The 25,946-nt window shown below is 36.0% G+C and carries 28 protein-coding genes; 18 read left to right on the top strand and 10 right to left on the bottom strand.

Going from position 1 to position 25,946, the window contains the following annotated elements; translation table 11 throughout:
* Nucleotides 1-96 precede the first annotated feature (96 nt).
* The 4 genes from ACZ11_RS10120 to ACZ11_RS10105 all read right to left on the bottom strand — a co-directional run bounded on the left by ACZ11_RS10120 (nucleotide 97) and on the right by ACZ11_RS10105 (nucleotide 6,150).
* Complete coding sequence (locus tag ACZ11_RS10120) at nucleotides 97-2,970, bottom strand: DEAD/DEAH box helicase (protein ID WP_049665756.1); 2,874 nt, start codon at nucleotides 2,968-2,970, stop codon at nucleotides 97-99.
* Between the two features lie 311 nt (nucleotides 2,971-3,281).
* On the bottom strand, nucleotides 3,282-4,079 hold the full coding sequence (locus tag ACZ11_RS10115) for an ABC transporter ATP-binding protein (protein ID WP_049665754.1): 798 nt from the start codon (nucleotides 4,077-4,079) through the stop codon (nucleotides 3,282-3,284).
* A 14-nt stretch (nucleotides 4,080-4,093) separates the two neighbouring features.
* Nucleotides 4,094-5,149 carry a FecCD family ABC transporter permease gene (locus tag ACZ11_RS10110; protein ID WP_049665752.1) on the bottom strand — a complete coding sequence of 352 codons (1,056 nt, stop codon included), beginning with the start codon at nucleotides 5,147-5,149 and terminating at the stop codon, nucleotides 4,094-4,096.
* Nucleotides 5,149-6,150, bottom strand: coding sequence for a FecCD family ABC transporter permease (locus ACZ11_RS10105; protein ID WP_049665751.1), 1,002 nt, complete (start codon nucleotides 6,148-6,150; stop codon nucleotides 5,149-5,151). Before ACZ11_RS10105 ends, ACZ11_RS10110 begins: the two co-directional genes overlap by 1 nt.
* Nucleotides 6,151-6,321: 171 nt before the next feature.
* On the opposite strand from ACZ11_RS10105, the gene ACZ11_RS10100 reads away from it, so the two are divergent.
* The gene (locus tag ACZ11_RS10100) at nucleotides 6,322-7,302 is read left to right on the top strand and encodes an ABC transporter substrate-binding protein (RefSeq protein WP_049665749.1); all 981 of its coding nucleotides are present in this window, start codon (nucleotides 6,322-6,324) and stop codon (nucleotides 7,300-7,302) included.
* Between the two features lie 415 nt (nucleotides 7,303-7,717).
* Nucleotides 7,718-8,008, top strand: a complete 291-nt coding sequence (locus tag ACZ11_RS10095) for a DUF5316 domain-containing protein (protein ID WP_049665747.1) — start codon at nucleotides 7,718-7,720, stop codon at nucleotides 8,006-8,008.
* A gap of 203 nt (nucleotides 8,009-8,211) precedes the next feature.
* Here the strand turns inward: ACZ11_RS10095 and ACZ11_RS10090 are convergent, their stop codons facing one another.
* From ACZ11_RS10090 to ACZ11_RS26980, 4 genes are all read right to left on the bottom strand, one after another.
* Nucleotides 8,212-8,421, bottom strand: coding sequence for a YjcZ family sporulation protein (locus tag ACZ11_RS10090; protein ID WP_049665746.1), 210 nt, complete (start codon nucleotides 8,419-8,421; stop codon nucleotides 8,212-8,214).
* 719 nt (nucleotides 8,422-9,140) lie between these two features.
* Entirely contained in the window at nucleotides 9,141-9,446 is a 306-nt protein-coding gene (locus ACZ11_RS10080; protein WP_049665743.1) for a DUF3784 domain-containing protein, read from the bottom strand.
* Nucleotides 9,447-9,938: 492 nt separating this feature from the next.
* Nucleotides 9,939-10,220, bottom strand: coding sequence for a hypothetical protein (locus ACZ11_RS26985; protein ID WP_236690832.1), 282 nt, complete (start codon nucleotides 10,218-10,220; stop codon nucleotides 9,939-9,941).
* The gene (locus tag ACZ11_RS26980) at nucleotides 10,220-10,459 is read right to left on the bottom strand and encodes an NUDIX hydrolase (protein ID WP_236690831.1); all 240 of its coding nucleotides are present in this window, start codon (nucleotides 10,457-10,459) and stop codon (nucleotides 10,220-10,222) included. Before ACZ11_RS26980 ends, ACZ11_RS26985 begins: the two co-directional genes overlap by 1 nt.
* Before the next feature lie 331 nt (nucleotides 10,460-10,790).
* Here ACZ11_RS26980 and ACZ11_RS10070 point away from each other — a divergent pair, with 331 nt between their 5' ends.
* Nucleotides 10,791-11,135 carry a hypothetical protein gene (locus ACZ11_RS10070; RefSeq protein WP_236690830.1) on the top strand — a complete coding sequence of 115 codons (345 nt, stop codon included), beginning with the start codon at nucleotides 10,791-10,793 and terminating at the stop codon, nucleotides 11,133-11,135.
* 99 nt (nucleotides 11,136-11,234) lie between these two features.
* Here the strand turns inward: ACZ11_RS10070 and ACZ11_RS10065 are convergent, their stop codons facing one another.
* Nucleotides 11,235-12,146, bottom strand: a complete 912-nt coding sequence (locus tag ACZ11_RS10065; RefSeq protein WP_049665740.1) for a LysR family transcriptional regulator — start codon at nucleotides 12,144-12,146, stop codon at nucleotides 11,235-11,237.
* 480 nt (nucleotides 12,147-12,626) lie between these two features.
* On the opposite strand from ACZ11_RS10065, the gene ACZ11_RS10060 reads away from it, so the two are divergent.
* From ACZ11_RS10060 to ACZ11_RS10035, 5 genes are all read left to right on the top strand, one after another.
* The gene (locus ACZ11_RS10060; protein ID WP_049665738.1) at nucleotides 12,627-13,826 is read left to right on the top strand and encodes an ABC transporter substrate-binding protein; all 1,200 of its coding nucleotides are present in this window, start codon (nucleotides 12,627-12,629) and stop codon (nucleotides 13,824-13,826) included.
* 458 nt (nucleotides 13,827-14,284) lie between these two features.
* Nucleotides 14,285-15,166 carry a branched-chain amino acid ABC transporter permease gene (locus ACZ11_RS10050; RefSeq protein WP_049665735.1) on the top strand — a complete coding sequence of 294 codons (882 nt, stop codon included), beginning with the start codon at nucleotides 14,285-14,287 and terminating at the stop codon, nucleotides 15,164-15,166.
* Nucleotides 15,167-15,179: 13 nt separating this feature from the next.
* Nucleotides 15,180-16,232, top strand: a complete 1,053-nt coding sequence (locus ACZ11_RS10045; protein WP_049665734.1) for a branched-chain amino acid ABC transporter permease — start codon at nucleotides 15,180-15,182, stop codon at nucleotides 16,230-16,232.
* Nucleotides 16,225-17,022, top strand: coding sequence for an ABC transporter ATP-binding protein (locus ACZ11_RS10040; protein ID WP_049665733.1), 798 nt, complete (start codon nucleotides 16,225-16,227; stop codon nucleotides 17,020-17,022). Before ACZ11_RS10045 ends, ACZ11_RS10040 begins: the two co-directional genes overlap by 8 nt.
* Entirely contained in the window at nucleotides 17,015-17,761 is a 747-nt protein-coding gene (locus ACZ11_RS10035; protein WP_049665731.1) for an ABC transporter ATP-binding protein, read from the top strand. The genes ACZ11_RS10040 and ACZ11_RS10035 overlap by 8 nt, the downstream gene beginning before the upstream one ends.
* Nucleotides 17,762-17,865: 104 nt before the next feature.
* On the opposite strand, the gene ACZ11_RS10030 is transcribed toward ACZ11_RS10035, so the two are convergent.
* The gene (locus ACZ11_RS10030) at nucleotides 17,866-18,300 is read right to left on the bottom strand and encodes a PaaI family thioesterase (RefSeq protein WP_049665730.1); all 435 of its coding nucleotides are present in this window, start codon (nucleotides 18,298-18,300) and stop codon (nucleotides 17,866-17,868) included.
* Nucleotides 18,301-18,747: 447 nt separating this feature from the next.
* On the opposite strand from ACZ11_RS10030, the gene ACZ11_RS10025 reads away from it, so the two are divergent.
* From ACZ11_RS10025 to ACZ11_RS09980, 10 genes are all read left to right on the top strand, one after another.
* On the top strand, nucleotides 18,748-20,079 hold the full coding sequence (locus ACZ11_RS10025; protein WP_049665729.1) for a phenylacetate--CoA ligase family protein: 1,332 nt from the start codon (nucleotides 18,748-18,750) through the stop codon (nucleotides 20,077-20,079).
* A complete protein-coding gene (locus ACZ11_RS10020) occupies nucleotides 20,076-21,092 on the top strand; it encodes an NAD(P)/FAD-dependent oxidoreductase (RefSeq protein ID WP_049665727.1) in 1,017 nt (338 codons plus the stop codon). Before ACZ11_RS10025 ends, ACZ11_RS10020 begins: the two co-directional genes overlap by 4 nt.
* A 28-nt stretch (nucleotides 21,093-21,120) precedes the next feature.
* Complete coding sequence (locus tag ACZ11_RS10015; RefSeq protein ID WP_049665726.1) at nucleotides 21,121-21,360, top strand: ferredoxin; 240 nt, start codon at nucleotides 21,121-21,123, stop codon at nucleotides 21,358-21,360.
* A gap of 71 nt (nucleotides 21,361-21,431) precedes the next feature.
* Nucleotides 21,432-22,385, top strand: coding sequence for a 1,2-phenylacetyl-CoA epoxidase subunit PaaA (gene paaA / locus ACZ11_RS10010; RefSeq protein ID WP_049665724.1), 954 nt, complete (start codon nucleotides 21,432-21,434; stop codon nucleotides 22,383-22,385).
* A gap of 22 nt (nucleotides 22,386-22,407) precedes the next feature.
* A complete protein-coding gene (gene paaB, locus ACZ11_RS10005; protein WP_049665722.1) occupies nucleotides 22,408-22,761 on the top strand; it encodes a 1,2-phenylacetyl-CoA epoxidase subunit PaaB in 354 nt (117 codons plus the stop codon).
* Nucleotides 22,754-23,554, top strand: coding sequence for a 1,2-phenylacetyl-CoA epoxidase subunit PaaC (gene paaC, locus ACZ11_RS10000; RefSeq protein ID WP_049665721.1), 801 nt, complete (start codon nucleotides 22,754-22,756; stop codon nucleotides 23,552-23,554). The genes paaB and paaC overlap by 8 nt, the downstream gene beginning before the upstream one ends.
* An 11-nt stretch (nucleotides 23,555-23,565) precedes the next feature.
* Nucleotides 23,566-24,063, top strand: coding sequence for a 1,2-phenylacetyl-CoA epoxidase subunit PaaD (gene paaD / locus ACZ11_RS09995; protein WP_049665719.1), 498 nt, complete (start codon nucleotides 23,566-23,568; stop codon nucleotides 24,061-24,063).
* Between the two features lie 20 nt (nucleotides 24,064-24,083).
* Nucleotides 24,084-24,386: an EthD family reductase gene (locus tag ACZ11_RS09990; protein ID WP_049665718.1), complete on the top strand. Its 303-nt coding sequence runs from the start codon at nucleotides 24,084-24,086 to the stop codon at nucleotides 24,384-24,386.
* Nucleotides 24,386-25,162, top strand: a complete 777-nt coding sequence (locus ACZ11_RS09985; protein WP_049665717.1) for an enoyl-CoA hydratase/isomerase family protein — start codon at nucleotides 24,386-24,388, stop codon at nucleotides 25,160-25,162. Before ACZ11_RS09990 ends, ACZ11_RS09985 begins: the two co-directional genes overlap by 1 nt.
* Before the next feature lie 2 nt (nucleotides 25,163-25,164).
* The gene (locus tag ACZ11_RS09980) at nucleotides 25,165-25,938 is read left to right on the top strand and encodes an enoyl-CoA hydratase-related protein (RefSeq protein WP_049665715.1); all 774 of its coding nucleotides are present in this window, start codon (nucleotides 25,165-25,167) and stop codon (nucleotides 25,936-25,938) included.
* The last annotated feature ends 8 nt before the right edge of the window (nucleotides 25,939-25,946 follow it).

The following is a 25,946-nucleotide window of genomic DNA, read 5'->3' as shown; positions in this document are numbered from 1 at the left end:
TTCACTGTAGCTATTGTAAGTAAGGGTGGATTTATTTTACTTTACTCCGATCAAAAAATTAATGATAAGTCTAATAGGTGGTTAATACAAATTTAACTATTTAAATTTTGTCACTATTTTTTTCAACATTCCGCTGGGGACGGTTTCACTATTTGAGAGACAACCTATTTCTCCAAAGACTAAAAAACTATCTTTCGCCCTTGAAACTGCTACATTCAATAAACTTTTACTAGCATCAATAAAATAACATCCATCACTCTTCCCATACACAGTGGACATAATAATTATGTTTCTTTCTCCACCCTGGAATGTATGAACAGTACCTACAGATACTAGTGATTTTAATTCGTTAGGTAATTCCTTTTTAATTGCTGAAACTTGCATTTTAAAAGGTGTTATTATGCCTAAAATATTTTTAGGATCTGTTTTTGAATACACCGCTTTTAATTGTTCAAAATTGTCAACTACCCAATTCGCTATTTCTTTTGCTTCTATTTCATTAAATCTACTGCCTGCACGTTTATTGGATTGAATACTATTGATTTGGTAATGTCCAAAATGAGGGATAGACAGTTCATTTAATTTACAGTCTTTATCCTGTATTCCTAATCCTCTTTTTGGCTCTAAATGGCCCTTATAAACTAGCTTGTTGCAATAATCAATAATTTCATCATAACAGCGTCTATGCTCGCTTAAAAACAATCCTCGTTCTCCAAATTTCTCATAGTTACAACTTTTGCAAGCAACCTTCATCACACTAGAATCTGATGTATTTATTCCGCTTGTTGTTAAAATTTCAAATTCATTTTTTTGTCTAATAACACCAGCAGCTTTTGCTAAAGATAAATCGAGGTATCTATGAATATTCCATACAGGTTCAATTTGATATATATCACCTACTACAACAGCTTGTTTCGCTAATGAAAATGAACATGCAGCAATCTCAGGAGTGACTTGTCCAGCTTCATCAACAATTAATAAATCTATTTTATTATAGAGATATTTATGTTGTTTCTCCTCATAAGCACGAAGTAGCTTTGGTAATTGATAAAAAGTCATAACAAAACAAGGTGTGAGCATACTTAAGTTTTCATAAACTAAATTCAGTACATTTTCGAAAGTCTTACCTTTTTGTTTGGGGCTAAGTCTACTTGCTTTTAACCATCTGCATTCATAATAATGTACTGCTAGCCAAAATGATAAATATCTTAAAGAAGTATCCAAAAGACTATTTAATTGATTAATATTTGTGACACATGAAATATCAATGTCCTTACTTTCAATAACATTTAAACAGATTAAATTATCAATAACTTCCTGTATATGTAACTTTATTTCTTTCACTTTTTTACTTACTTGTTCTTTATCTTGAATGCTTTTCCTTACATCTTTAATAATCGAACTATAGATTGAAATAATATTCTCTAAATCCATTTGATCGTTTAGAAAATCTTCTTCAATGTTTATGAAGGTATTTATTCTATCCTGAATCTTTTGTTTAAACCTCGGCAAAAATTTTAACCAATGATAATAGAATGGAATTTTCTTACATTCCTCTTGCCATTCATTTACTCTTAATTTCAAATTTTCTAATTGAACTTTGCCTACTTCAATTTCATTATCAATATCTGAAATAAACGTATTGATATTTTTTTCAATTTGACAAATGTCAAAATATTCATTAAATAAATTCAAAAGAATACTATTAGCATTATTAATTTGTTGTAGTCTGTTTGAAATTTGTTTTTCACACTCATTTAAAGAATGAATGGCTGTGTTAAAATATGTAGCAGATTCTTGCATAAATTTTTCTTTAGACTTCTGAACATTTTCAGCGCTTTCTACAGTTTCAAAAAAATGATCTCCTAAAGGATTTGTATGGTGAAATCCTTTTGTTGTTGCTTCGGTCACCTTACTAGACGAAGGAAAATAAACAGCTAAACTATTAACACTATCTACCCATCTATTTTCTAAATTAGTATGGGACCATTTTTTTTCTATTTTCCCAAAGGACTCAATAATATTCGTAACAGCTTGATTATTTGTCGAAGAAGCTACAATGAATGGGGCTTTTTCTTTTTTTAAAGCCTTTTCTACATATAAATTTGCCACAAGTGTTTGTAAGAGTGTTGTCTTACCGGTACCAGGTGGACCATTCACTGCTAAGATTTCACCTTCCTCCATATTATTGAAATGAATAAGGCATTCTCTTTGAGAAGGGGAAAGTCCGTACTCTCCTCCCATCTGACCAATATGTTTTCGTGATTCATAAACAGAATTTTTGATTAAAGGTTTTAAATGGCTAAACTCTTTCTTGATAAAGTTTAAATATAACTTGGAGTGTTTATAATTACCTTTTATCAAATCATCATAAAGCGCTAAAATATTTCGAGTGGCAATAATAGTTTCGTCTTTGAATATGTAAATGGTTTCTTCCAATTCAATATCATTTACAACTAAATCCAATAGAGTATGACCAGTGATTTGTTCATACATACATTTACACAAATTAAAATAGGTTTCCCAATCGGTACATTTTTTAAATTCATGCGAATAATTACTCATATAATTGTCGAAAGTTTCTAAATGACCAACTGCTACAGTTTCATCTATTAAAGGAAATAAATATTCCCTTGGTATCCATGGTGTCTTGATTTCTGGGGGTAATAGCTTTCCGTGTGTGTTTATTAAAGCGGGAATGAAAAAAATTCCAGCTAATTCCTCAGTGTTTTTTTGAATTTTTTCCTGACTTTTATAGGTTGTTTTAATTGTCTTTGCAACTATTATTACTTCTTTAAAATCCTCCGAATGTTTCTTATCTTTACTAAATAAATTTTGAAACGTTATTTCCGGAATCTCACCTTGTTTAAAATTTTGAAATGAAACAGTGTTATATGTACTTTTTTTAAAATCTATTGATAACTTCGCCGCTACACTATCTCTAAAATATTGGGTTATTTGTAGATTCATAATTACATCCTTTCATTTTCAATGGAATATTAAAGTTATAGAATACTAATAAATAACATAGATGGCAAGTTAGTTCCATTAGGGATAACTAAAGTTATTTAACATCGAATGTTGGGGGGACAAATTGAAACTTCTACAACTTCCAGCCACTGAACTGTATGTTGACATAAACACTACAGGATCTTGGCTAGCCTTTGTCAGCAGGAGCGGAGGCTTTCATCTCCATTCATAAAAATACACGTAATCCCTCAACATTTTGTACTTATGTTACAAAAGAAGGGAGTTACGTGTTTTACATTATAATATTAAGATTAAGAGATTTTACGTCCTTTACCAAAAGGAATACATAATGGTGTGCCAAAAATAGGATCATTCGTCATTTTACAATCTAGATCAAAGACATGCTTTACCAATGTCTTCGTCATGATTTCTTCAGGTCTTCCTTGTTGAAAGACACCTCGGTCTCGAACAGTTATGATGTGGTCAGCATATCGACATGCTAAGTTAATATCGTGTAAAACCATAATTATTGTCCGTTTTTGCTGTTGATTTAATTCAAATAACAAATCTAAAATTTCTATTTGATGTGTTAGATCTAAGTAAGTAGTTGGTTCATCTAATAAGATAATATCTGTATCCTGTGCAAGTGTCATGGCAATCCAGGCACGTTGACGTTGACCGCCTGAAAGCTCATCCACTAGTTTATCCTGTAAATGATCAACACCTGTTGCTTTTAAGGAGTTTAACACTATTTCTTCATCTTTTTCTGTCCATTGTTTGCGCCAATTTTGATGTGGGTAACGGCCTTGTTTAACAAGTTGTAATACTGTTAATCCCTCGGGTGCTACTGGTGACTGAGGAAGAATAGAAAGTTTTTTTGCTACTTGTTTAGTAGATAATTTAAAAATATCTTGTCCATCCAATAATACCGATCCATGCTTTGGCTTTAATAATCGAGCAATGGAGCGTAAAAGTGTAGATTTTCCACAACCATTGGCGCCAATCAGCACAGTAATTTCATTCATCGGAATAGATAAATCTAGATTTTCAATGATATTTGAATCACCATAATTTAAGGTAAGTGATTTAGTTTCTAAAGTTTCAGTCATGAAATTTGACTCCTTTATTTTCTAGGGTTTCTAAATAATAAATAGATGAAATAAGGAGCACCAATGGCAGCTGTAAACACACCAGCTGGCACTTCTAAAGGATTAAATGCAGTTCGTCCGATAATATCTGCTACCATTACTAGTAAAGCGCCAATTGCAGCAGATGTCGGTATTAGAACACCGAATGAAGGCCCTACAATGCGTCTCGCAATATGAGGTGCCATTAAGCCGACAAAACCGATAGCTCCTGCAAAAGAAATAGCACTAGCAACGAGACTTGAACTCAATAGTAATAAGAATAAACGAGTTTTTTGTACAGATTGTCCTAAACTAGCAGCTGTATCATCACCCAATTCTTGAACATTTAATTGTCGAGTAATAAAAAATGTTATTAGTAGAAGGATTAATATCAATGGGACTACAATTTGAACTTGATTCCAATCTGCACTTTTGACGCTCCCTGTAATCCACTTATTGGCTTCACTGGCTTGATAGATGGGTCCGATAATCATCAACATCGTCGTAATGGCTTGCATAAATGCAGAGACTCCGATACCGATTAATACAAGACGGGTAGGTGTCACACCATCTTTCCAAGCAAATACATAAACAATAAGTCCAACAATGGTTGCTCCGATAAAACCTGCGAGGGGTAACCATTCAATACTAACTGTTAAGGAATGATTGGAATCACTAAACATTGCTAAAAAACCAACAACTGCAGCTCCGCCACCAGCAGAAATACCGATAATATCGGGGGAGGCTAATGGGTTTTTGATAATTCCTTGTAATATTGCACCTGCTACTGCTAATGCCATTCCAGCAAAAGCAGCAAGAAAAATTCTAGGCATTCGGAAATCAACAATAATTAATTGATCAAAGTCAGATCCCTTGCCAATGAGGACTTGTAAAACCTTTATTGGATTTATAAATGAATCACCAAATGAGGCACTAAAGAAAAAAACAGCCAAAGCAATAATGCTAATTAAGGTAAGTTTTTTGGAAGCTTTTATATCAAGTAAAAAGGATACTTTATTTTGTAGTAAACGTATTGTTTTTAAATGTTTCATTATTTTTTTCCACCTTTTCGCGCAAGGTAAATAAAGAATGGTGTACCGATCATGGCTGTCATTACTCCTACTGGTACTTCTTGAGGCATAATGATATAGCGTGCTGCGACGTCGGCTAACAATAATAGAATGCCACCTAATAGTGCAGCCATTGGAATAAGCCAACGATGATCTGTTCCAACAAACTTTCGCGCAAAATGGGGTACCACAATTCCTACAAACCCTATAGGACCAGCTATTGCAACCGAACCACCTGCTAATAAAATAACAATAAGACCTACCATCAACTTCATGAATCCTAGTCGTAATCCTAGACCTCTCGCTACATCGTCTCCAAGAGCAAGAACATTCATTTTGGAAGAAATGAACAGAGCAGCAATCCATCCAATAACTAGATAAGGAAGTACAGATAAAAGGATTTCAAGCTTTCTCCCTTGTACGGAACCAGCTAACCAAAACAATACTTGCTCGAGTGCTGCTTCGTTTGTTGCTAGTAATCCTTGAGTAAAAGAAGCAAATAATGCACTGATAGCGGCACCTGCTAAAGTTATTTTGACTGGCGTTACCGCGTCTCGTCCAGCCGAACTAATAGCATAAACAGACAGAGCGGCTATAGTAGCACCTAAAAATGCAATCCATGCAAAAGATTGCAAACTTGATACATGAAAGAAAATCATAGCAAATACGACGGCAAACCCAGCTCCAGCATTAATTCCTAAAATTCCTGGAGATGCTAAAGGATTTTTCGTTAATGTCTGCATGAGCACGCCTGTAATAGCTAAGGAAGCACCCACACAAGTAGCGATTAGAGCTCTTGGAATACGAACATTTTGAATAATAATATGTTCGTTAGAATGATTAAACTGTGTAAAAGATTCAATAGTCGTTTGAATGGACGTATTTGCATAGCCGTATACAATACTTATCCCCATACAAAGGAGTAGGAGTAGTGTTCCTACTATTAATGCAATTGTTTTTGAAAAATTATTTTTTAAAATCATATAAACTTGTACTCTTCTTTCAATAGAATGTGCTTGATATTTGTTAAATAAATTATTGACAATGATAGATTCTTACAATATTATTAATTTCGTTATCAAGTAGATGAAAGTGATTCTCATTATCATCAAAATCACTTAAACATTCTATCATATACGTTGGGGGAAGAAAAGATGCAAAAGGCATTTCAAAAACTACTAGTTTTGCTTGCTGTTGTCGCTGTATTTGTTTTAGCTGCATGTGGCAATAACAAGGAAAACACAAAAGAAGAAAGTTCAGCTGAGGGTAATGCTTACAGTGTCGAACATGCAATGGGAACAACTGAAATTAAAGACACGCCAAAACGTGTTGTCGTTTTAACAAACGAAGGAACAGAAGCACTTCTAGCTTTAGGTATTAAGCCGGTAGGGGCAGTAAAAGCATTTTCAGGTGATCCTTGGTATGACCATTTAAAGGATAAGATGGAAGGCGTAGAAGTTGTTGGGGTTGAGAGTGAAATTAACATTGAAAAAATTGCTTCTTTAAAACCAGATTTAATCATTGGAAATAAAATAAGACAAGAGAAAGACTATGCAAAATTAAGCAAGATTGCTCCGACAGTTTTCGCAGAGACATTACGCGGTGATTGGCAAGATAACTTTAAACTTTATTCAAAGGCAGTAAATCAAGAAGCTAAAGGAAAAGAAGTTTTAAAAGCATACAATGACAAAGTTCAAGCTGTTAAAGAAAAGCTTGGCGATAAAACAAACCAAGAGGTTTCATTCGTACGCTTTATGGCCGATAAATCTCGAATCTACTATACAGATTCATTCTCTGGCGTTATTTTTGATTCATTAGGATTCAAACGTGTACCAGAGCAAGCAGAACTATTTAAAGATAATGCGAAATTAGGAAAATTAGCTGTTGAGGTAGGAAAAGAAGTAATTCCTAAAATGGACGGAGATGTACTTTTCTACTTTACTTACATGCCAACAGGTGATGATTCAGCATTAGCTACTGAAAAAGAATGGACAGAAGATCCACTATGGAAAAACCTAAGTGCAGTACAAAAAGGGAATGTCCATAAAGTTGACGATGTAATTTGGAACACAGCAGGTGGAATCCTAGCAGCCGAAATTATGCTTGACCAAATTGAAGAAATCTTTACTAAATAACAATAACCTGAATCAATAAGCGCTATACTTTCATCGATGATGATTGTATGGCGTTTTTCATTTGCGCAAGTTTCGACAGCGACCACATTGAAGATTCAAGCTCTACCCAAAATCGCGAAGTCATTTTATGTTCACGAAGAAAAGAGAGACAATCTATTTTCACCTTAACTAACACATATTTCTTCTATCGAAACAATAATCATCCTTTTTAAATGGCTAATCATTTTCAGGGGTAGCCAGGCCAGTGTAACAACAATTCCAACTAACATAAATTTGGCTATTCGTAGGCTTATCACCTCAATAAGAGTGGAAACAATATTATACATAATTACATCAAAGTCCAAGTGGAAAATTTACCTTATAGTTGAAACAAAATATGTAATTAAACGTAAAATAAAAAAAGGGGGCGATGGAAATGAGGTATTTATTAATTGGTGTTCTCTTATCACTTTGCGGTGTTTTGATATCGATGATTATGTGGGGAATGGAAAAGATTTATTTAGTTTCAGGCACGGTTGGCTGTATCTTCATTGTAATTTCAATGATTTTTTCAGGGTCCATGGTTAGTGGGGATAGGATGAGGGCAAATTTTGCTACCGAAACAACAGAACATCGGGACGAACGCAATAAAATTACTTTAAATTCCTTATACATTGCTTTACCAAATATTATTGTTGCGGTTTTATTTTATTATTTAAGAAAATGAAAAGTTGAACAATTAAAAATAAAAGGCCACTTGGACAGAAGTGACCTTTCTAGTTTTAAACTGTAGTATGTTAGGCTGGTTAGTTATCCCACTATTACTGATTTTCAGCAACAGAGGTTATGGAAATGATTAATTGTGACAATGATAAATAGCATTAACTTTTTTCGTTATAGAACTGAATGGAAACTAAATTATTGGAAAATTTAAACCATGAATGTTGCGCCAACAATAATTAAAAGAATGAATAGAACTACAATTAATGCGAATGCTGAACCATGGCCTCCGCCATGGCCACCACCGTAGTAACCGCCACCGCAGCCACTCATGTAGCCACCGCCGCCATAGCCACCCATGTGGCCACCGCCATAGCCTCCGTAACAACAGTTACCATAATTTCCACCGTAATATCCCATAAAATATCCCTCCCTTCTACAATCTATAATATGCACAGGTGTTCAAAGGAAGGGAGGTTATTCATCTTGGTTTTACTCAGTTTGAAATAAAAATCCCAAAAATTAATGATAAAAGAGTTACTAAATTTAACTTCTTCTAGCAATGTTTTGGTAGCGAAAGCGAAGCGTCAGCTACAAGTGTTTTTTTGTAACGAAAGCGAAGCGACAGGCACAGAAGTCTCCCACTGGGCTTCTTAGGAAATAAAATGTGAAAGCAACATTTTTATAGAATAATAAAATTGAAACTAATCCAAATTTCAATCGTATAAAATAAGGAAGGTTTTTAGGAGGTGTTTGTGCTATGCCATTTATTGGGGTGGCTATTTTAACTTTTTCAATCGTATGTTACGTACCGTTCTTCATCTGGCTTTCGGCTAGTTATCTTAATAACGGTGATCAATCAAAAAGAAAAAATAACTTTTGGTTATTATTGGTGTCAGTTGGATTAATAAATTCTTTGAACTTATTCTTATTTAAGTTTCAGGATACATATTCTTTAGTAGTAACAATAATCATCATTTTATTAATTAGCCTATACATGTTTTTCGTTGTTCAGAAAGATAAGAGAAAAAGTATCGTTTAGTGGTGGAATGACTAACAAAAACGTTTCAATAGTGACACAATAAATAATCCCCTTGAAGTAGACAATGTACCGTTTAATTTCAAGGGGTATTTTACTATTAAAGTGGTTTATTAATTATTTGTTTCCAGACCAAAGTTACTACTGTACCTAGACATATACAAACAGCATATATAATACCGCAAATGTTACCCCAATATTCTAGTCCAAAAGGTAATAGAAAAGTAGCGATACCTACTATGTAAGAGAAAACACCAAATAGCTTAGCTAGTTTATCTTTATCGCCAATAAAATTTTCTTCTTGGTAACCCGCAATAAGCCAAAGTTTCTTTTTTATATGGACTAGATAACCCATGAAAATAAAAATAAAAGCAAGAACAATACAAATAATATATCCACCAATCATTTTAAGTCTCCTCACATATGTTAGTTATAATTAAATATACGAATATAACAAGAAAAAGGTTTCCCAAATTATTCCTGCAGTTAATTTATTTCGCAATAGTAGAAGCTACAATCAAAAATAAATGATAGAACTACTAAAATAATATAAGAGTGACATTAATCTAAAAAAGAGTTTAGAGGGAAGGTATGGATATAAAAGCCTGGAAGTAATCATACAAAATCTGAGATAACTCATCGGATAATGCTTATATCTTTATCAGTATAGGTATGAAAAAAATTAAGGAAATTCGGATAACAATGAAAGACAAATAAATAAGGGTCACTCGAACCAAAGTGACCCTAAACCACAAACTAGGAGGTGCAAAGCTAGGTTAGCTTTACACTACTATTAATATGATTTGGTAGCTATATTTATATAGTGAAATGCCTGTGAATTAGATTAAAAAAATAAATCTATAGGTAAGGTTTCAAAATTTTGTATCAATCACTTTTTCTACATGCTTTCCTTATATATTTTATTAGAAGGCTTGTTACTTAAAGCTGCTTGTAATACTATGTGTGCAAACTCATGGTCATTAATTACATAAGGTACTTCTTGCGGCTCAACCCAAATGCGCGAAATTGTTTCATGCTCTCGAAGAAATGGGAGACACTCTTGAATTTCCATGCTATAAAACATTTGATATCCGATTAAAGGGTACTTACTATCAGAATTGAATAAAGGGTTTACTTCGTGACTGACTTCAATTGCTCCAATGTAGTTGATATTCCCCATTACATAACCTTCTTCCAATGCCTCTCTATGAAATGCTTCTTCAGGTGTTTCTCCTTTTCTATATGACCTCCAGGAAAGTTTAATCCTCTCCCGTCTACATGAACTAACAAAACATTCCCTTGATAGAAACAAACTCCATGAACACTTGTTACTTTGCTGAAATCGTCAATTCTATGATTTTGTAACCATGTCAGTTTAAGATGATGTCCGCTCCAGTTCACATAAGTTTGGTTGTTCATATGGTACCTCCCTTATTACTAATTAATAAAGTCATTATATTCCCAGTTTAGTTAATTGGAAGATTTATGTATATTAATTTTTAACTCTGTTTTTAGTCTCAGGACGCAATTATACAGTGGCATAATTCATTTATAGTAAAGATAAGAAAAGGGTAGAAAAAACAATTATTGAAGCGGAATCTAAGAGTTAATGAATTTAGCTTGTAAAACTAAACAAAAATACATAAAGAGTCACATTTAACTAGGTGTGGCTTTTTCTTATGCATTTACTAGCTATGAATAGAAGAGATGGGTGCAATCTTAATGCCATCTAATTAAGGTGTAGCCATATTTGTCATCAACTTTACGCAATGAAAGAGGTGGTACTATGCAAATAACAGATGGTACATGGACATTTGATTCGGAAACGATCGATGAAGCGGCAAAAAAATTACAACGAGATGAGCAGGAGAGGGAGATGTTAAATGCTTTTGCTCGGTATGCTTACCTTCGTTACAAGCAGATTAGAGATTGTGTAAATCCTCGAAAATGTAAATACATGAGAATAGATCAAGTGCGTGAACAATTAAAATCACCAGCCAAACTACGAAAAGTTAGCAGTCTATTCAATATTTCAGAAGAAGAAGTGCTTTACATTGTAGATTTTGTGAAAAAGTATTTGAAGTATGTTAAATAAATGTAATTCTCCCGGTCAAAAACTTCAACCGGGAGATTGTTATTTTTCGTAAACCGTCAGTTCATCACCTAAGCGCCAGATTAAAATTCTTCATGTAGTTTATTGACTCTGGCATATTGTTCCCATAGTTAGTAAGTGAGTTTCTTCTGTAAAAAGTTCTAAGAAATTCATTGCGTGCTTTGCTAAATATCGATCTTTTGACCAAACAATAGTCGCATTTGATTGGATATTGCAATTCTTAAAACTAATGATTTGAATACCCTGATTTGAACATTTATCGAGACTCGTTTTCGGTAAAATTGTTACCCCTAAACCTTCATTAATTAAGGAGATAACCATTGCAATATCAATACATTCACAAATAATATTAGGCTCAAAACCGTGACGTTTAAATTCATCAATAATAATGCGAAACGTACTACAACTACGATGACGATAGAAAGAAAGAAACGGTAAATCCTTTAAGTCCTCTATTTGAATTGGATTCGGTAACTTCCATTGTACAGGTGTGGCAAGTACAAACTCCTCTAAATCTAACCCAATTGAAAAGAAATTATCATTTTCGATTGGTTGTTGCAGTATAGCTAAATCGATTTCTTTATTTATAAGACTTTTCTTTAAGAAAAATGAATCTCCTTCAATAATTTTAAAGCATAAATTAGGGTATCTTTCATGCATCAACTTTATTTTTTCAGGTAGGTAGGATAAACAAGTTTGATCTGCACCGATTGATAATACCCCCTTTAGGCCTTCACCAATTTCTTTTATTTCCGAAATCGTATCTTCAAAATTAGCTAATAATGCTTTGCCTTTTTCATATAAAATCTTTCCTGGTTCAGTTAGCTCTAATGCTCGGCCATTTCGATCTAATAGTTTACAATTTAATTCCGTCTCCATTACTTTTAATTGATTGCTGAGTGGAGGTTGTGCCATATGAAGCCTTTTGGCAGCTTTCGTAATTTGTTTTTCTTCAACAATCGTAATGAAATAATTTAATTGTCTTAAATCCATTACTCTCACCCCTATACTTAAAATTAATTATTTTATGCAATTTGTATACTTATTCTGTATTGTAACATTTTTCCTTGTTTTTTCATTATTTTTGTTAGATACTTCTGACTGATTAAGATAAATAATTAGTTAAATACTTGAATTATAAGTGTTTTCGTGGATTGCTATACTACATGTTTTTTATGGATTTTATATAACAAATAATGTACGAGTATATCTAAAACGTATATATATGGATTTTTAATATATATTTTTAGTATTTATCATTTATTAAAATACATGTTATTCTTTTGATTAATAAAAATCAGAAAATTCTGCTTAATGTAGTTTTTGATCTCTAAAAATCTATTATTATCTTATTTGTTTATTATTTTCGAAAAATATTACATTAAAGGTAATTTTGGAGGGGCTATACATACCGTCATTTTAAAAGGGGATGCGGTTTTATAGATATAAAAATTATTAAGGGGTGTAGTGTTTATGAAAAAGACTTTATTGTCTCTTTTCCTATTGATGGGAGCACTATTGTTGGTGGCTTGTAGTTCATCATCGGATTCGGGGGAAGGTGATGCATCTGGTACTGAATCATCAGGAGATTCAATCAAAATAGCTGGAATCTTCTCTGCATCTGGTGGGGCAGCAGCTCTAGGGGAACCAGAAATGCAAACGCTGAAAATGTTAGTTGATCAAAAAAATGCGGGTGGAGGCATTAACGGTCGAAAAATTGATTTAGTAACATACGATGATAAATCTGACCAAAATGAAGCCATTCTTTCAATGAAAAAAGCATTAACACAAGACAAGGTATCAATCGTTATCGGAGGGACAACAAGTGGAAACTCATTAGCGATGTTACCTTTGGCAGAGCAAAATCAAGTGCCTTACATTTCTGTTGCTGCTAGTAAACAAATTTACATGAATGAAAATGGACAAGCACGCAAATGGGTATTCAAAATGCCGCAAGATGATCAACAAGCTGTGGAAAGGATTTTACAATATTTAAAAGATAATAACTTAACGAAAGTTGCCTGGTTAAATGTTGCGAATTCATTTGGGACGGGTGGTCATGAAGAGTTTGTTAAACACATGGAAAATTACGGTGTGGAATCAGTCATTGAAGATGAATTTGAAGCGACAGTCACAGATGCGAAGCCGCTGTTAACTCGTGTAAAAAAAGCGAATCCAGATGCAATAATTGTATGGGGAACTGTTCAAGAGTCAGCGGTTGTCATTAAAAATATTCGTGAATTAGCGCTAGATATACCAGTTCTTGCAAGTCATGGTGTTGCCACGAACCAATTTATCGAAGTAGCAGGTGATGCAGCAAACGATGTGATATTACCAACGGGTAAATTATTAATTGCGGACAAATTAGAAGCTTCAAATTCACAAAAAGAATTATTAATAGCGTATAACGAAGCTTTCACAGCGAAATACAATAAACCAGCTAGTACATTCGGTGCCTATGCAGCAGATGCTTTCTCGATTGCTACGAAAGCAATTGAAGCAAAAGGTAATGATAGCGCTGCACTTCGAGATTACATTGAGCAAGAACTTGGTGAATATGTAGGCTTGACAGGGACATTTAACATTACTGCGGATAATCATATGGGGTTGAAGCCGGATAGTTTTGCTATGGTACGTATTGCTGACGGTAAGTGGACTTTAGAAGGCAAATAAAAATAACGGGTTTGTTTATTGGAGAAATATAGCATTAATATTAATCGATAAAAAGAATTCTTTTGTTGATATTTTGCTTATGTATGGTTTGCACTTTTTATTTGATTGAAGTGGAAGAAACAGCTCGACGTTTGCCTTAGGAACCAAGTTGCATGTAGTTGATTGGAGTGGAGGAAGGGCGACTCCTTGGGGATTAGCGGCTCATCGGACGCCCCAGGAAGCTCTGCTCTGCGCGAAAGCGAAGCGTCAGCAACAAATTTTTTATCTGCGCGTCAGCGGCAAAGCGCCCAGCCGGAACGGAAATCAACATCACGGTATGGTGATGAACCTAAGAGATAAAAATGGTTATTCTACATACCTGCAAAATAATACACATTCAATGAACAGTGGTGTCTCTCTATCACTGTTCATTCATTTATGAGCTTAGTAACCCCGAAATGAATGGAGTGAAAGACATTATGGAAACATTTTCTCAAATGTTGCAATTGTTATTTTCTGGTTTAACAATAGGAGCTATTTATGCATTGATTGCAGTTGGATTTGTCATAATCTATAACGTGACAGGCATCCTTAATTTTGCGCAAGGCGAATTTGCTATGTTTGGTGCTTTAATTAGTATTTCATTGGTGAAAGCTAATCTACCATTATGGTTAGCCATTATTTTAAGTATCGTAATAGTGGCGGTAATTGGTGCTGTCTTTGAACGAACAGCAATCCATACAGCCCGTAAATCATCCATGACAACACTCATAATCATTACAATTGGTGTATCGATTGCATTTCGGGGTATTGCGATTTTAATTTGGGGAACACAAGCCCAATCATTACCGCCGTTTACGGATAATACACCTATTAAATTTTTAGAAGCTGTGTTACTTCCACAAAATTTGTGGGCGATCGGCCTTGCGATCGTTATATTAATCGCCATGATGTACTTCTTTAATTATACATTTACAGGGAAATCCTTAACAGCTTGTGTTGTAAATCCATTTGCTGCACGTTTAATGGGAATCAATCCAAATAAAATGTCATTACTTGCTGTTGTTGTAAGTGCTGGTGTGGGGGCTTTAGCGGGTACAGTTATCGCGCCAATTTCTGGTGCATCCTATGATATGGGGATGATGCTTGGTATAAAAGCGTTTGTAGCAGCAGTTGTTGGAGGTTTAACAAACGCCCCAGCTGCCATTGCTGGTGCCTTTCTTATTGGAATTATTGAAGCATTTACAGAGGGTCTATGGTCATCTGGTTTAAAAGATGTAGTGAGTTTCTCTTTATTACTATTAATTTTATTTGTAAAACCAGAAGGTCTTTTTGCAAAAGCTTCTGGTAAACGTGTATAGGGAGGTTGCAACGATGAATAAAAAAAGCTTGAAGCTAATCTATAATAACAGCTTAGTTGGGCCAAGTATTTTTTTCGCTCTACTATTTTGTATCCCGTTAGTTGGATCGAATTATACACTTGCTATTTTAACGATGATTGGGTTTTATGCATTAGTATGTATAGGTTTAACAATGCTAACAGGCTATGCTGGACAAATTTCACTAGGACATGCGGCTTTTTATGGAATTGGTGCCTACACGTCTGCTTATATGACTGCTACATTAGGGTTGTCTCCCTGGTTAGCGATATTGGTTGGTGCATTCATTTCTGCGCTTGTTGCATTATTAATCGGCATACCCACATTTAAGTTAAAAGGCTATTATTTGGCGTTAGCAACACTAGGATTTGGAATTATTGTGTATACAGCATTTAAAGAATTAACATCAATTACTGGTGGCTCGAATGGCTTCTTCGGTATACCGGCGATTCAGTTATTTGGCTTTGAGTTCGTGACAGATCAAAGTTTCTTTTATCTTATTTGGCTATTTGTTTTTATAGCACTCATTTTCTCAAGGAATATTATTCACTCAAGAATTGGACGTGGCTTACGTTCGATTGAGGGGAGTGAGATTGCGGCAGATGCAGTTGGTGTAAATTTAATGAAATATAAATTACAAATATTTGTGATAAGTGCTATTTTCACATCTATTTCTGGTTCACTATTAGCACACTATGTATCATTTATTAATCCAACTTTATTTACAGCCAATACCTCTATTTATTTATTAATAATGGTGATTATCGGGGGGGTAAATAATATTTGGGGTGCCATTGTCGGCTCAGCTACTTACGTTCTACTTGGTGAGTTGTTAAAACATTTTGTACCAGTATTCTTCCCTAATATTGGAGGGGAATTCGAAATCGTTTTCTTCGGTTTATTGCTAGTTTTAACGTTGATTTATATGCCTAATGGCTTAGTTCCTCAATTTATGAAGATTGCTGGAAAGTTTCAGAAAAAAGAACGTCCTGCACCGATAGCGTTCACAATCGATACACAAGCTACAGGGGGTGAAGTAAATGACTAACAAAGAGCTAATCTTAAGTGTAGAAAACTTAACGAAAGTATTCGGAGGAGTCATTGCTGTAGACAATGTGTCCTTCACTATTAATAAAGGTGAAATATTCGCAGTTATAGGTCCTAACGGTGCGGGGAAAACAACACTTTTCAATATGATAACAGGAGTATTGCCAAGTTCTTCGGGGAATGTCTATTTCCAAGGTAAGCGGTTAACAAGAAAAAAGCCTTATCAAATTGCACAAGCGGGTGTAACAAGAACATTTCAGAACTTAGAAGTTTTTGATAATATGACCGTTATCGAGAATGTAATGACTGGTGCGCATATTACGATGAAAACAAATATTTTAACGGCTGGATTACGCTTACCAACTGTCGTGAAAGAAGAAGTCTATACGATGGAGAAAGCATTGCAATGTTTAAAAGATGTAGGTATTGCTGAGTTTGCTTATGAAATGGCGGATAAATTACCTTATGGCAGCCAACGACTGCTTGAAATTGCACGTGCAGCGATTTCAAATCCTCAACTCATTTTATTAGATGAACCAATGGCGGGCCTAAACGCTGAGGAATCAAGGCAATTAGTCGAGGTCATTTTAAAAATGCGCGCAAAGGGAATGACTTTTTTATTCGTCGAGCATGATATGGAAACCGTTATGTCTATTTCAGATCGTTTAGTTGTTGTAGATAATGGGGTTAAAATTGGAGAAGGTACACCAGAAGAGATTTACAAAAATCCAAAGGTTGTGGCAGCATACTTGGGCGATGATGAAGCGGAAGAAGGTGTGGTCTATGCTTAAAGTCGAAAATTTACATACTTATCACGGGCATTTACATGTTCTTGAAGGTATTGAATTCGAACTAGTAGAAGGGGAGTTATTATCGATTGTAGGATCAAATGGTGCAGGGAAAAGTACGCTCCTTGGTACATTAGCAGGTGTGTATTCACCGAGCGAAGGAACAATTGAATACAAAGGGTTAGATATTACGAAAGATGGTGTGCAAAAGACAGTTGCTAATGGGATATGTTTAGTGCCAGAACGAAGACAGATTTTTTCTTCATTATCTGTCAAGGATAATCTGATGCTCGGTTCTTATCACCGCTATGGTCGAGATAAAAAAACTGTGCATCGAGACTACGAGGAAATTGTGGAATTATTTCCTCGTTTAAAGCAAATGCTTAATCGCCCGGGTGGATTACTGTCAGGTGGGGAACAGCAAATGGTAGCGATTGGACGAGGTTTAATGGCCAACCCAAAAGTTTTGATGCTTGATGAGCCGTCATTAGGACTCGCTCCTTTAATCGTCAAAGACATTATGATTATTTTACGTAGATTATGTGATGAGCGTGGTGTCACAATCATTTTAGTAGAGCAGAATGTGAAAGCTGCATTGAAGGTGGCTGATCGTGCCTGTGTTTTAGCTCATGGGAAAATGGCCATTACAGGTACTGCACAAGAACTGTTGAATGACCCGAAAATCCAAGAAGCATACTTCGGTAAAACACAAACGACGTCGAAAGATATTATGCAGGTATAAAATAGTTTCATCGAAATTCCTCCTTGTTGTAACAAGTGAGGGATTTTACGATGTCAAAAAAGATGTGAGTAACCTATTTAACGCAGGCTACTCACATCATTCTCTTATTCGATGAAATTTTCATTTTTCCGATAAACCATAGCTTCCATCGTAGCGCATAATTCATCGTTGCTCCAAACATGAATCCGATACCAAGCTAAACGGCGTGTTTTTTTTACTTCTTCTGCGATAGCTGTTAGTTGGTGATCTGCCAAACCTGCGTTCATGTAATGTATTGTGTTCGTTACACCGACAGCTGTTTTGCCGTAAGAATTACTAGCGGCCGCAAAGGCGTAGTCGGCTAAAGAAAAAATAATACCTCCGTGTACAGTCCCATGTGTATTGAGCATATGAGGTGTTGGAGAAAGTGTCACTTTTGCGAACCCTGCTTTTAGTTCTACTAATTCCATGCCTAAATAATTTGCGTATGGTTCCTTTGATAAAGTTTTAAAAATATCATCATAATATTTCTCGTGTTGTTGTGCCTCAGTTAATGTCAAAGTGAGTCCCCCTTTGTTAATTAAAAAATATTTCTACCTTTTGTGTATATGTAAAATACACAAAAATCATTCATACAAATTAATAACGAATGAAATTAAAGTGAAATATAAAAACAATTTAACACCTATTATTGGTAAAGTAAATGTATTAGCGTAGTTTTAGGGAGTTATATTGCATTTACGATTTGTTTTTGTATATTTTTTAATTATTGCTTATTAATAGCGGATTTGAAGGGGGATAAACAAATTGCTATTTGTGTTTGTGAATATAAAGTATTTAAGATAAAACATTCAAAGAAGACAAAATAACCAACTTTAATCAGAAAAAATAAAATATATTGACAATTCGGACAAATAAGTTTATCTTAATCTTAATTACGAAACTATAACTCTCGTAATTTAATTGTTACATTGGAGAGGTTGTAATAGCATAAAGGGGGCTAGGAAATGTATCATCTAGAAATAGAAACAGCTTCAAGGGGAGAAATGGCAATGATTCAGCTGGAGCGATTAAAAGCAACAGTAGAAAAAGTTTATAACAATACACCTTTCTATAAGGAACTGTTTGATCAGCTTGGAGTTAAACCAGCTGATGTTCAAAGCTTAGAAGATATATGTAAATTGCCATTTACTAAAAAAGTGAATTTACGTGAGCAATATCCATTTAAACTTTTTGCAGTACCGATGGATGATGTAGTCCGCATTCATGGTTCTTCGGGTACTAGTGGAAAACCAACGATTGTTGGTTATACAAAAAATGATATCGAGATGTGGTCGGGACTTTTAGCTCGCGCTATTGTTACCGCAGGGGGACGCAAATCAGATATCTTTCATAATGCTTACGGCTATGGTCTTTTTACTGGTGGAATGGGTTTACACTACGGAGCAGAAACTTTAGGCGCGGCAGTTGTACCGGTCTCAGGTGGAAATACAGAGCGTCAAATTACATTAATTGAAGATTTTAAACCACGAGGCATCGCAGGTACACCTTCATATATTCTAACCATCGCTGAAAAGATGGAGGAAATGGGAATTGATCCAGCTACGAACGGGATTGAATATGGAATTTTTGGTGCAGAGCCTTGGTCAGAGGAAATGCGCCGTGCTATAGAGGATAAATTAAAAATTCGTGCGATGGATATTTATGGGTTAAGTGAAGTGCTGGGTCCTGGTGTATCGATCGAATGCTATGAGGCACAAGATGGTTTACATATAGCTGAAGATCATTTCTTAGTAGAAGTGATCGATCCAGATACATTAGAGCCTGTAGCTGATGGAGAAGATGGAGAATTGGTTATTACTAGTTTAACGAAGGAAGCGCTACCAATTATTCGTTATCGTACTGGTGATATTACTTCGATTACACGTGAAAAATGTAAATGTGGACGTACAACAATGCGGATGGCACGCGTTAAGGGACGTACAGATGATATGTTAATTATTCGTGGAGTCAATGTTTTTCCATCTGAAATCGAGCGTGAGCTATTGCAAATAGAAGGTTTGGCACCGCACTATCAGATTCATTTATTGAAAAAAGGAAATATGGATGCGATCGAACTACATGTTGAGTTAACGGCACAATTATATGAAAAAGTAGGAGGTGACCTAAGTCATCCGCTTATACAATTATTAACAAAGGAAATCAAGCACGATTTAAAAAATGCCTGCTTAGTTTCCGTTAGCCTAGTCATTGAAAATATTGGTTCTATTCCACGCTCTGAAGGAAAAGCAATTCGTGTCATTGATAGAAGAATGGAACAGAAGGAGGTTCTTCAATGATTAATACTGAACAAATAAAAGATGTAACCATTATAGGTGGAGGGCCAGTTGGTATGTTTGCCGCCTTCTATGGTGGTCTGCGAGGCATGAGCGTTAAAATTCTCGAAAGCCTTCCTCAATTGGGCGGCCAGTTAGCAGCTCTTTATCCGGAAAAATATATTTATGATATTGCGGGGTTTCCTAAAATCCGCGCACAAGAGCTTATCTTTAATTTAAAAGAACAAATGAATACATTCCCGGTGGATGTCTGTACGAATGAATCTGTACAAACAATCGAAAAAGATGAAAACGGTATTTTCAAAATTGTTAGCACGAAGAGTACTCATTATTCCCGCACAATACTTATCACTGCTGGAAACGGTGCCTTTAAAGTCCGTACGCTTGAATTAAATGGGGAAGAAAAGTATGCACAGCGTAATTTACATTACTTCATTAATGATCTCAATGCGTTTAAAGATCGAAACGTGATGGTGTTTGGTGGTGGCGATTCGGCAGTCGATTGGGCGATGATGCTTGAACCAATTGCTAAAAAAGTTTCTATTGTCCATAGACGTGATAAGTTTCGTGCACATGAACATAGTGTAGAAAATTTAATGCGATCAACTGTTGAGATTATTACACCTTATGTACCCGAAGAACTCATAGGGGAAGAGCGCATTACACATGTCAAATTAAAGCATGCAAAAGACGAAACGATTCAACCAATCAATGGTGTAGATGATATTATCGTGAATTTTGGTTTTGTTTCATCGCTAGGGGCAATTAAAGACTGGGGCTTGGAAATTAATAAAAATGCCATCGTCGTTAATTCGCGTATGGAAACTAACATTCCTGGTATTTATGCGGCAGGTGATATTTGCACATATGATGGGAAAGTAAAGTTAATTGTTAGTGGGTTTGGAGAGGCACCTACTGCAATTAGTAACGCAAAAGTATATATTGATCCGACATCTAAAGTGCAGCCGTTGCATAGTACGAGTCTAATGGAAGAAAAAAAGAAACAACTTACTTAATGGTGTAGGTTGTGAAAGGAATGAGAGTATGGCGAAATTCACTAGAGTAGATCAAGATACATGTATTGCTTGTGGCGCATGTGGCGCATCGGCTCCGGATATTTTTGATTATAATGACGAAGGATTAGCGTTTGTTATTTTAGACAATAACCAAGGTTGCAAAGAAGTACCGATAGATTTATATGATGATTTAGAGGATGCGATGGAAGGTTGTCCAACAGAATCAATTAAAATAGCAAACGACAATAAGGTCTTGTTGGAAGTGTGATTTTTTTTGCCCTCCAACATAACATAATAGTAACGATTATCGAAAAAAAGTTATATAAGGAGGCTATTACAATGAGTGTCGTTACACAAGTATCGGAACAAGAATTACAAGAGCAATTTGAGGCGCGGATTGCTGCAGGTGAAAAGATTGAAGTAGATGATTGGATGCCTGAGGAATATCGCTTGGCACTAATCAAATTAATTTCGATGCATGGGATTAGTGAAATTATGGGAGCTCTTCCTGAGAAAGAATGGGTTCCGAAAGCACCGACATTATATCGGAAGCTTGGGATTATGGCGAAGGTTCAAGATGAGATGGGGCATGGTCAATTATTATTACGCGTAGCAGAAGATTTACTAAAACCATACGGTAAAAATCGCGGCGATATTATGATTGATTTATTCGAAGGGCGTCTTAAGTTTCATAATGTATTCCATATGGAGACAAAATCATGGGGGGATGCAGGTTTAATCGGCTGGCTTGTAGATGGTTCTGCCATTATCTCACAAACAAACATGTTAGGTTCTTCGTATGGTCCTTATGCACGTGCTTTACAACGTATTTGTGCAGAAGAAGTATTCCATGCACAACACGGTGAAGCCATTATTATGGCAATGGCAGAAGGTACACCGGAACAGCGTGCACTTGTACAAGATGCGTTAAATCGCTGGTGGGAATCACTATTATTTTTCTTTGGCCCAGCATCAAAAGCTACAACGGGTTCTAGCAAACAAGATTTAACGATTAAATATAAAATTCGTGTTTTGACGAATGAAGAATTACGTCAAAGCTTCTTAACAAAATACGTTCCTCGTATACAATCGATAGGCTTAACTGTGCCAGATCCAACTTTGCACTTTGATGAAGCGCAAAATAAATGGATTTACCAAGAACCAAACTGGGAATATTTCAAAAAAATCCAACGCAATGAAGGTCCGTGTTCTCAAGAACGCTTAGCACTTCGTCGTTCATCATACGAAAATAACGCTTGGGTAAGGGAAGCATTAACGGCTCTAGTAAATTAACGCTTAGAGAGGGGGTATCATCGTGGAAAAACAATCTTTCTATCAAGAATTCGAAATATTTAGTAAACGAACATCAACATCACATTTTCAGCATCAATTTAGTCTTTTAGCACCGAATGGAGAAATGGCGCTAGTTATGGCGCAGGAAAACTTTATGCGTCGTGAGCCTGTGGTAGACATTTGGGTAGTCAATCGCAAACATTTACACGGCCTAACCCAAGACAATAAACAAGCGTTACAACGACTAGACAATAAAGATTACCGTACAACAAAAGGATACGGCTATTTAAAGAAAAAATGGCGTCACTATGAACAAGTCATGCTAGATGAAAAAGAGATTCTATCCTGGAGTGGGGGAGGGAAGAAAGATGAATAACGAAGTAACGCCTGAATATAAAAAGGCAGTCATTACATTACTTTATCAATTAGCGGATGATGATTACTTATTTTCTTATCGTGGCTCTGAGTGGCTTGGGCTGGCACCGCATATTGAGGAAGATGTAGCATTCTCATCCATTACACAAGATACAATGGGGCACGCAAAATTATACTACACACTTTTAGAAGAGCTTGGCGAAGGCATTGCAGATTCGTTAGCGCAGCTTCGACCAAAAGAGGAACGTTGTAACAGCCTACTTGTAGAACGCCCGAATGGAGAAGGTTACTACAAAGAAGCACCGAATTATGATTGGGGATACGCAGTAGCACGTAATTTTATCTATACAACGGCGAAAAAAGCGAAGATTGATGCACTCAAAGCGAGCAGCTATGCACCGATCAGAGAAGTTGCTGTGAAAATTAGTACGGAACTTTATTATCATAAAATGCACTGGACAACGTGGTTTACGCAATTATGTTCAGCAACAGAAGAATCACGTTCACGTATGGTGGCAGCATTACAAGAAGTGATAAAGGATGCCGGTGATTTATTGTCATTTGGCAAAACAGCTACGCACATAACAGCGTGTGAATTGATTGAATCAGAAGCGGCCATAAAAGAACGTTGGTTGGCTATTGTAACACCAACTTTTGAAGCGGTAGAAATCACAATACCTGAACTACCTGCACCGATGATCAATGGTCGCAACAGGCAACATACAGACGATTTAACATCGGCAATCGAAACGATGTCAGAGGTGTATCGTTCTGATTTGGCGGCAAGCTGGTAAGGAGGGTAACGATGACAACTACTGATCTGCACGAAGCTCACATCTATGAGGTGCTCGATACAGTGAAGGATCCAGAAATTGATACGGTGAGTATTATTGACCTAGGCATGGTTGAACGTGTGCAAGTGAATGATGGACATATCCGTATTGAAGTGCTACCAACATTTTCAGGATGTCCTGCACTGACAATCATTCAACAAAATATAAAAAAAGCAGTCGAACAACTAGAAGACGTTCGTGAAGTAAGTGTCGTGTTTATAAATAATCCTACCTGGACTTCGGATCGTGTAACAGAGAGGGGACGAGAAGGACTAAAGCAATTCGGTATTGCACCGCCACCTCGTTTCTTAAAAGAAGATGGCTCTTGGCATGTAGATTGCCCGTACTGTGGCTCTACGTATGTAACACTTGAAAATATTTTTGGTCCAACAGCGTGCCGCAGTATTTTATATTGCAAAAGCTGTAAAAATCCATTTGAGGCAATGAAATTAATTTCTACTTCGATGTAGACAAAGGAGCGTATTTTACGATGGCAAAATTAATCGCGTTATATAAACACCCAGTTGATAAGGTAGCATTTGATGAGCATTACGAAAAAGTTCATACTCCGATTACTGCGAAAATCCCAGGCTTACGTGAAATGAAAGTGACAAAATTTAATTCAACTCCGATGGGCACAGAGACGCCATACTACTTAATGTGTGAAATGACCTATGATAGCGCAGAAGATTTAAAGCTTGGGCTACGCTCACCAGAAGGGAAAGCATCTGGTAAAGATTTAATGAGCTTTGCGAGCGATATTGTCACATTAATAATCGGTGAAGATGCCTAATGCCAGCATTCACATTTATTGAAATAACGATGGACAGTGGGATCGGGTATATCTACTTAAACCGCCCTCGCCAATACAATTCATTAAATCGTGCAATGGTACGTGAAATTGTGCAGGCAATGGAAATGTTTGATCGTGACGAGCACGTACAGGTCATCGTTTTAGCTGGAAATGGAAAAGCATTCTCATCCGGTGCAGATATTGATGAGATGGCGGTAGATAATACGATTCGTTTAGAGCTATTAAATCAATTCGCCGATTGGGATCGTATTGGGCAAATTAAAAAGCCTATTATCGGTAGTGTTAAAGGGTTTGTTTTCGGAGGTGGCTTTGAATTAGCCTTGTGCTGCGATGTATTAATTGCCGCAGAGGGTACAGAATTTAGTTTCCCTGAAATAAACCTTGGTGTAATGCCTGGCGCGGGTGGTACGCAGCGCTTAACAAAATTAGTAGGGCGAACAAAAGCGTTAGAGTGGATTTGGAGTGCGGCGCGGATTACTGCCGATGAAGCGCTCGCATATGGCGTCATCAACAAAGTTGTACAGCCCGAAATATTAATAGAAGAAACACATAAAACAGCGATGATGCTCGCACAAAAACCTGCCCTTGCTTTACGACTCATAAAGGAAGCAGTCAACAAAGCTGTAGACTACTCGCTCTATGAAGGTATGCAGTTTGAACGTAAAAATTTCTATGTATTATTCTCTTCAGAAGATCAAAAAGAAGGCATGCAAGCATTCGTTGAAAAACGTCAAGCGAACTTTAAGGGGAGATAATTATGTTTGAAACGATTCAATACGAACTAAAAGAATCCGTAGCTTATATTTCATTAAATCGTCCTGATACATTAAATGCTTTCACGGCACAGATGAATCACGAAATTCGTACGGCCGTCAAACAAGCATCTACAGATGATTCGGTACGTTGTATTGTACTACGCGGTGAAGGACGTGCATTTTGTTCGGGTCAGGACCTATCAGTTATTGATGAAGATACTAAACTTGGTGATATTTTAACAGATTACTATGGTCCAATGGTACAACAACTACATAGCTGTGAAAAACCGATAATCGCAGCTGTGAATGGTGCAGCGGCGGGGGCTGGTTTTAGTTTAGCCCTTGCTGCCGACTTTCGCGTGATGGCAGAAAAGTCCTTCTTTATGAATGCCTTCATCCATGTAGGGCTAATTCCTGATTCAGGGAATTTATACTATTTAAAACGATTAGTTGGCGACGCGAAAGCCCTTGAAATTTCTGTACTCGGTCAACGCATTAAACCAGATGAAGCCAAACAATTAGGCTTAACAACAGCTGTTTATAGCAATGAAACATTTGAAGAGGATGTGCATACATTCGCTCAACAGATTGTCCAGTTACCGACAAAAGCAATAGGTCTTATTAAACGTAATATCAAGGCGGCAGAACATTTAAAGTTCGAAGACTTCCTTACTTACGAAGCACAAAGTCAAAGTATTGCTGGAGCGACAGACGATCACCAAGAAGGTATGAAAGCATTTGCAGAAAAAAGACAGCCTCAATTTAGCGGACAATAAAAAAGGAG

The sequence above is a fragment of the Lysinibacillus xylanilyticus genome (assembly GCF_001183605.1).
In the GTDB taxonomy this organism is placed as follows: domain Bacteria; phylum Bacillota; class Bacilli; order Bacillales_A; family Planococcaceae; genus Lysinibacillus; species Lysinibacillus xylanilyticus.
The sequence above is the reverse complement of the archived record's forward strand: the minus strand, read 5'-3'. Positions and strand labels throughout refer to the sequence as shown.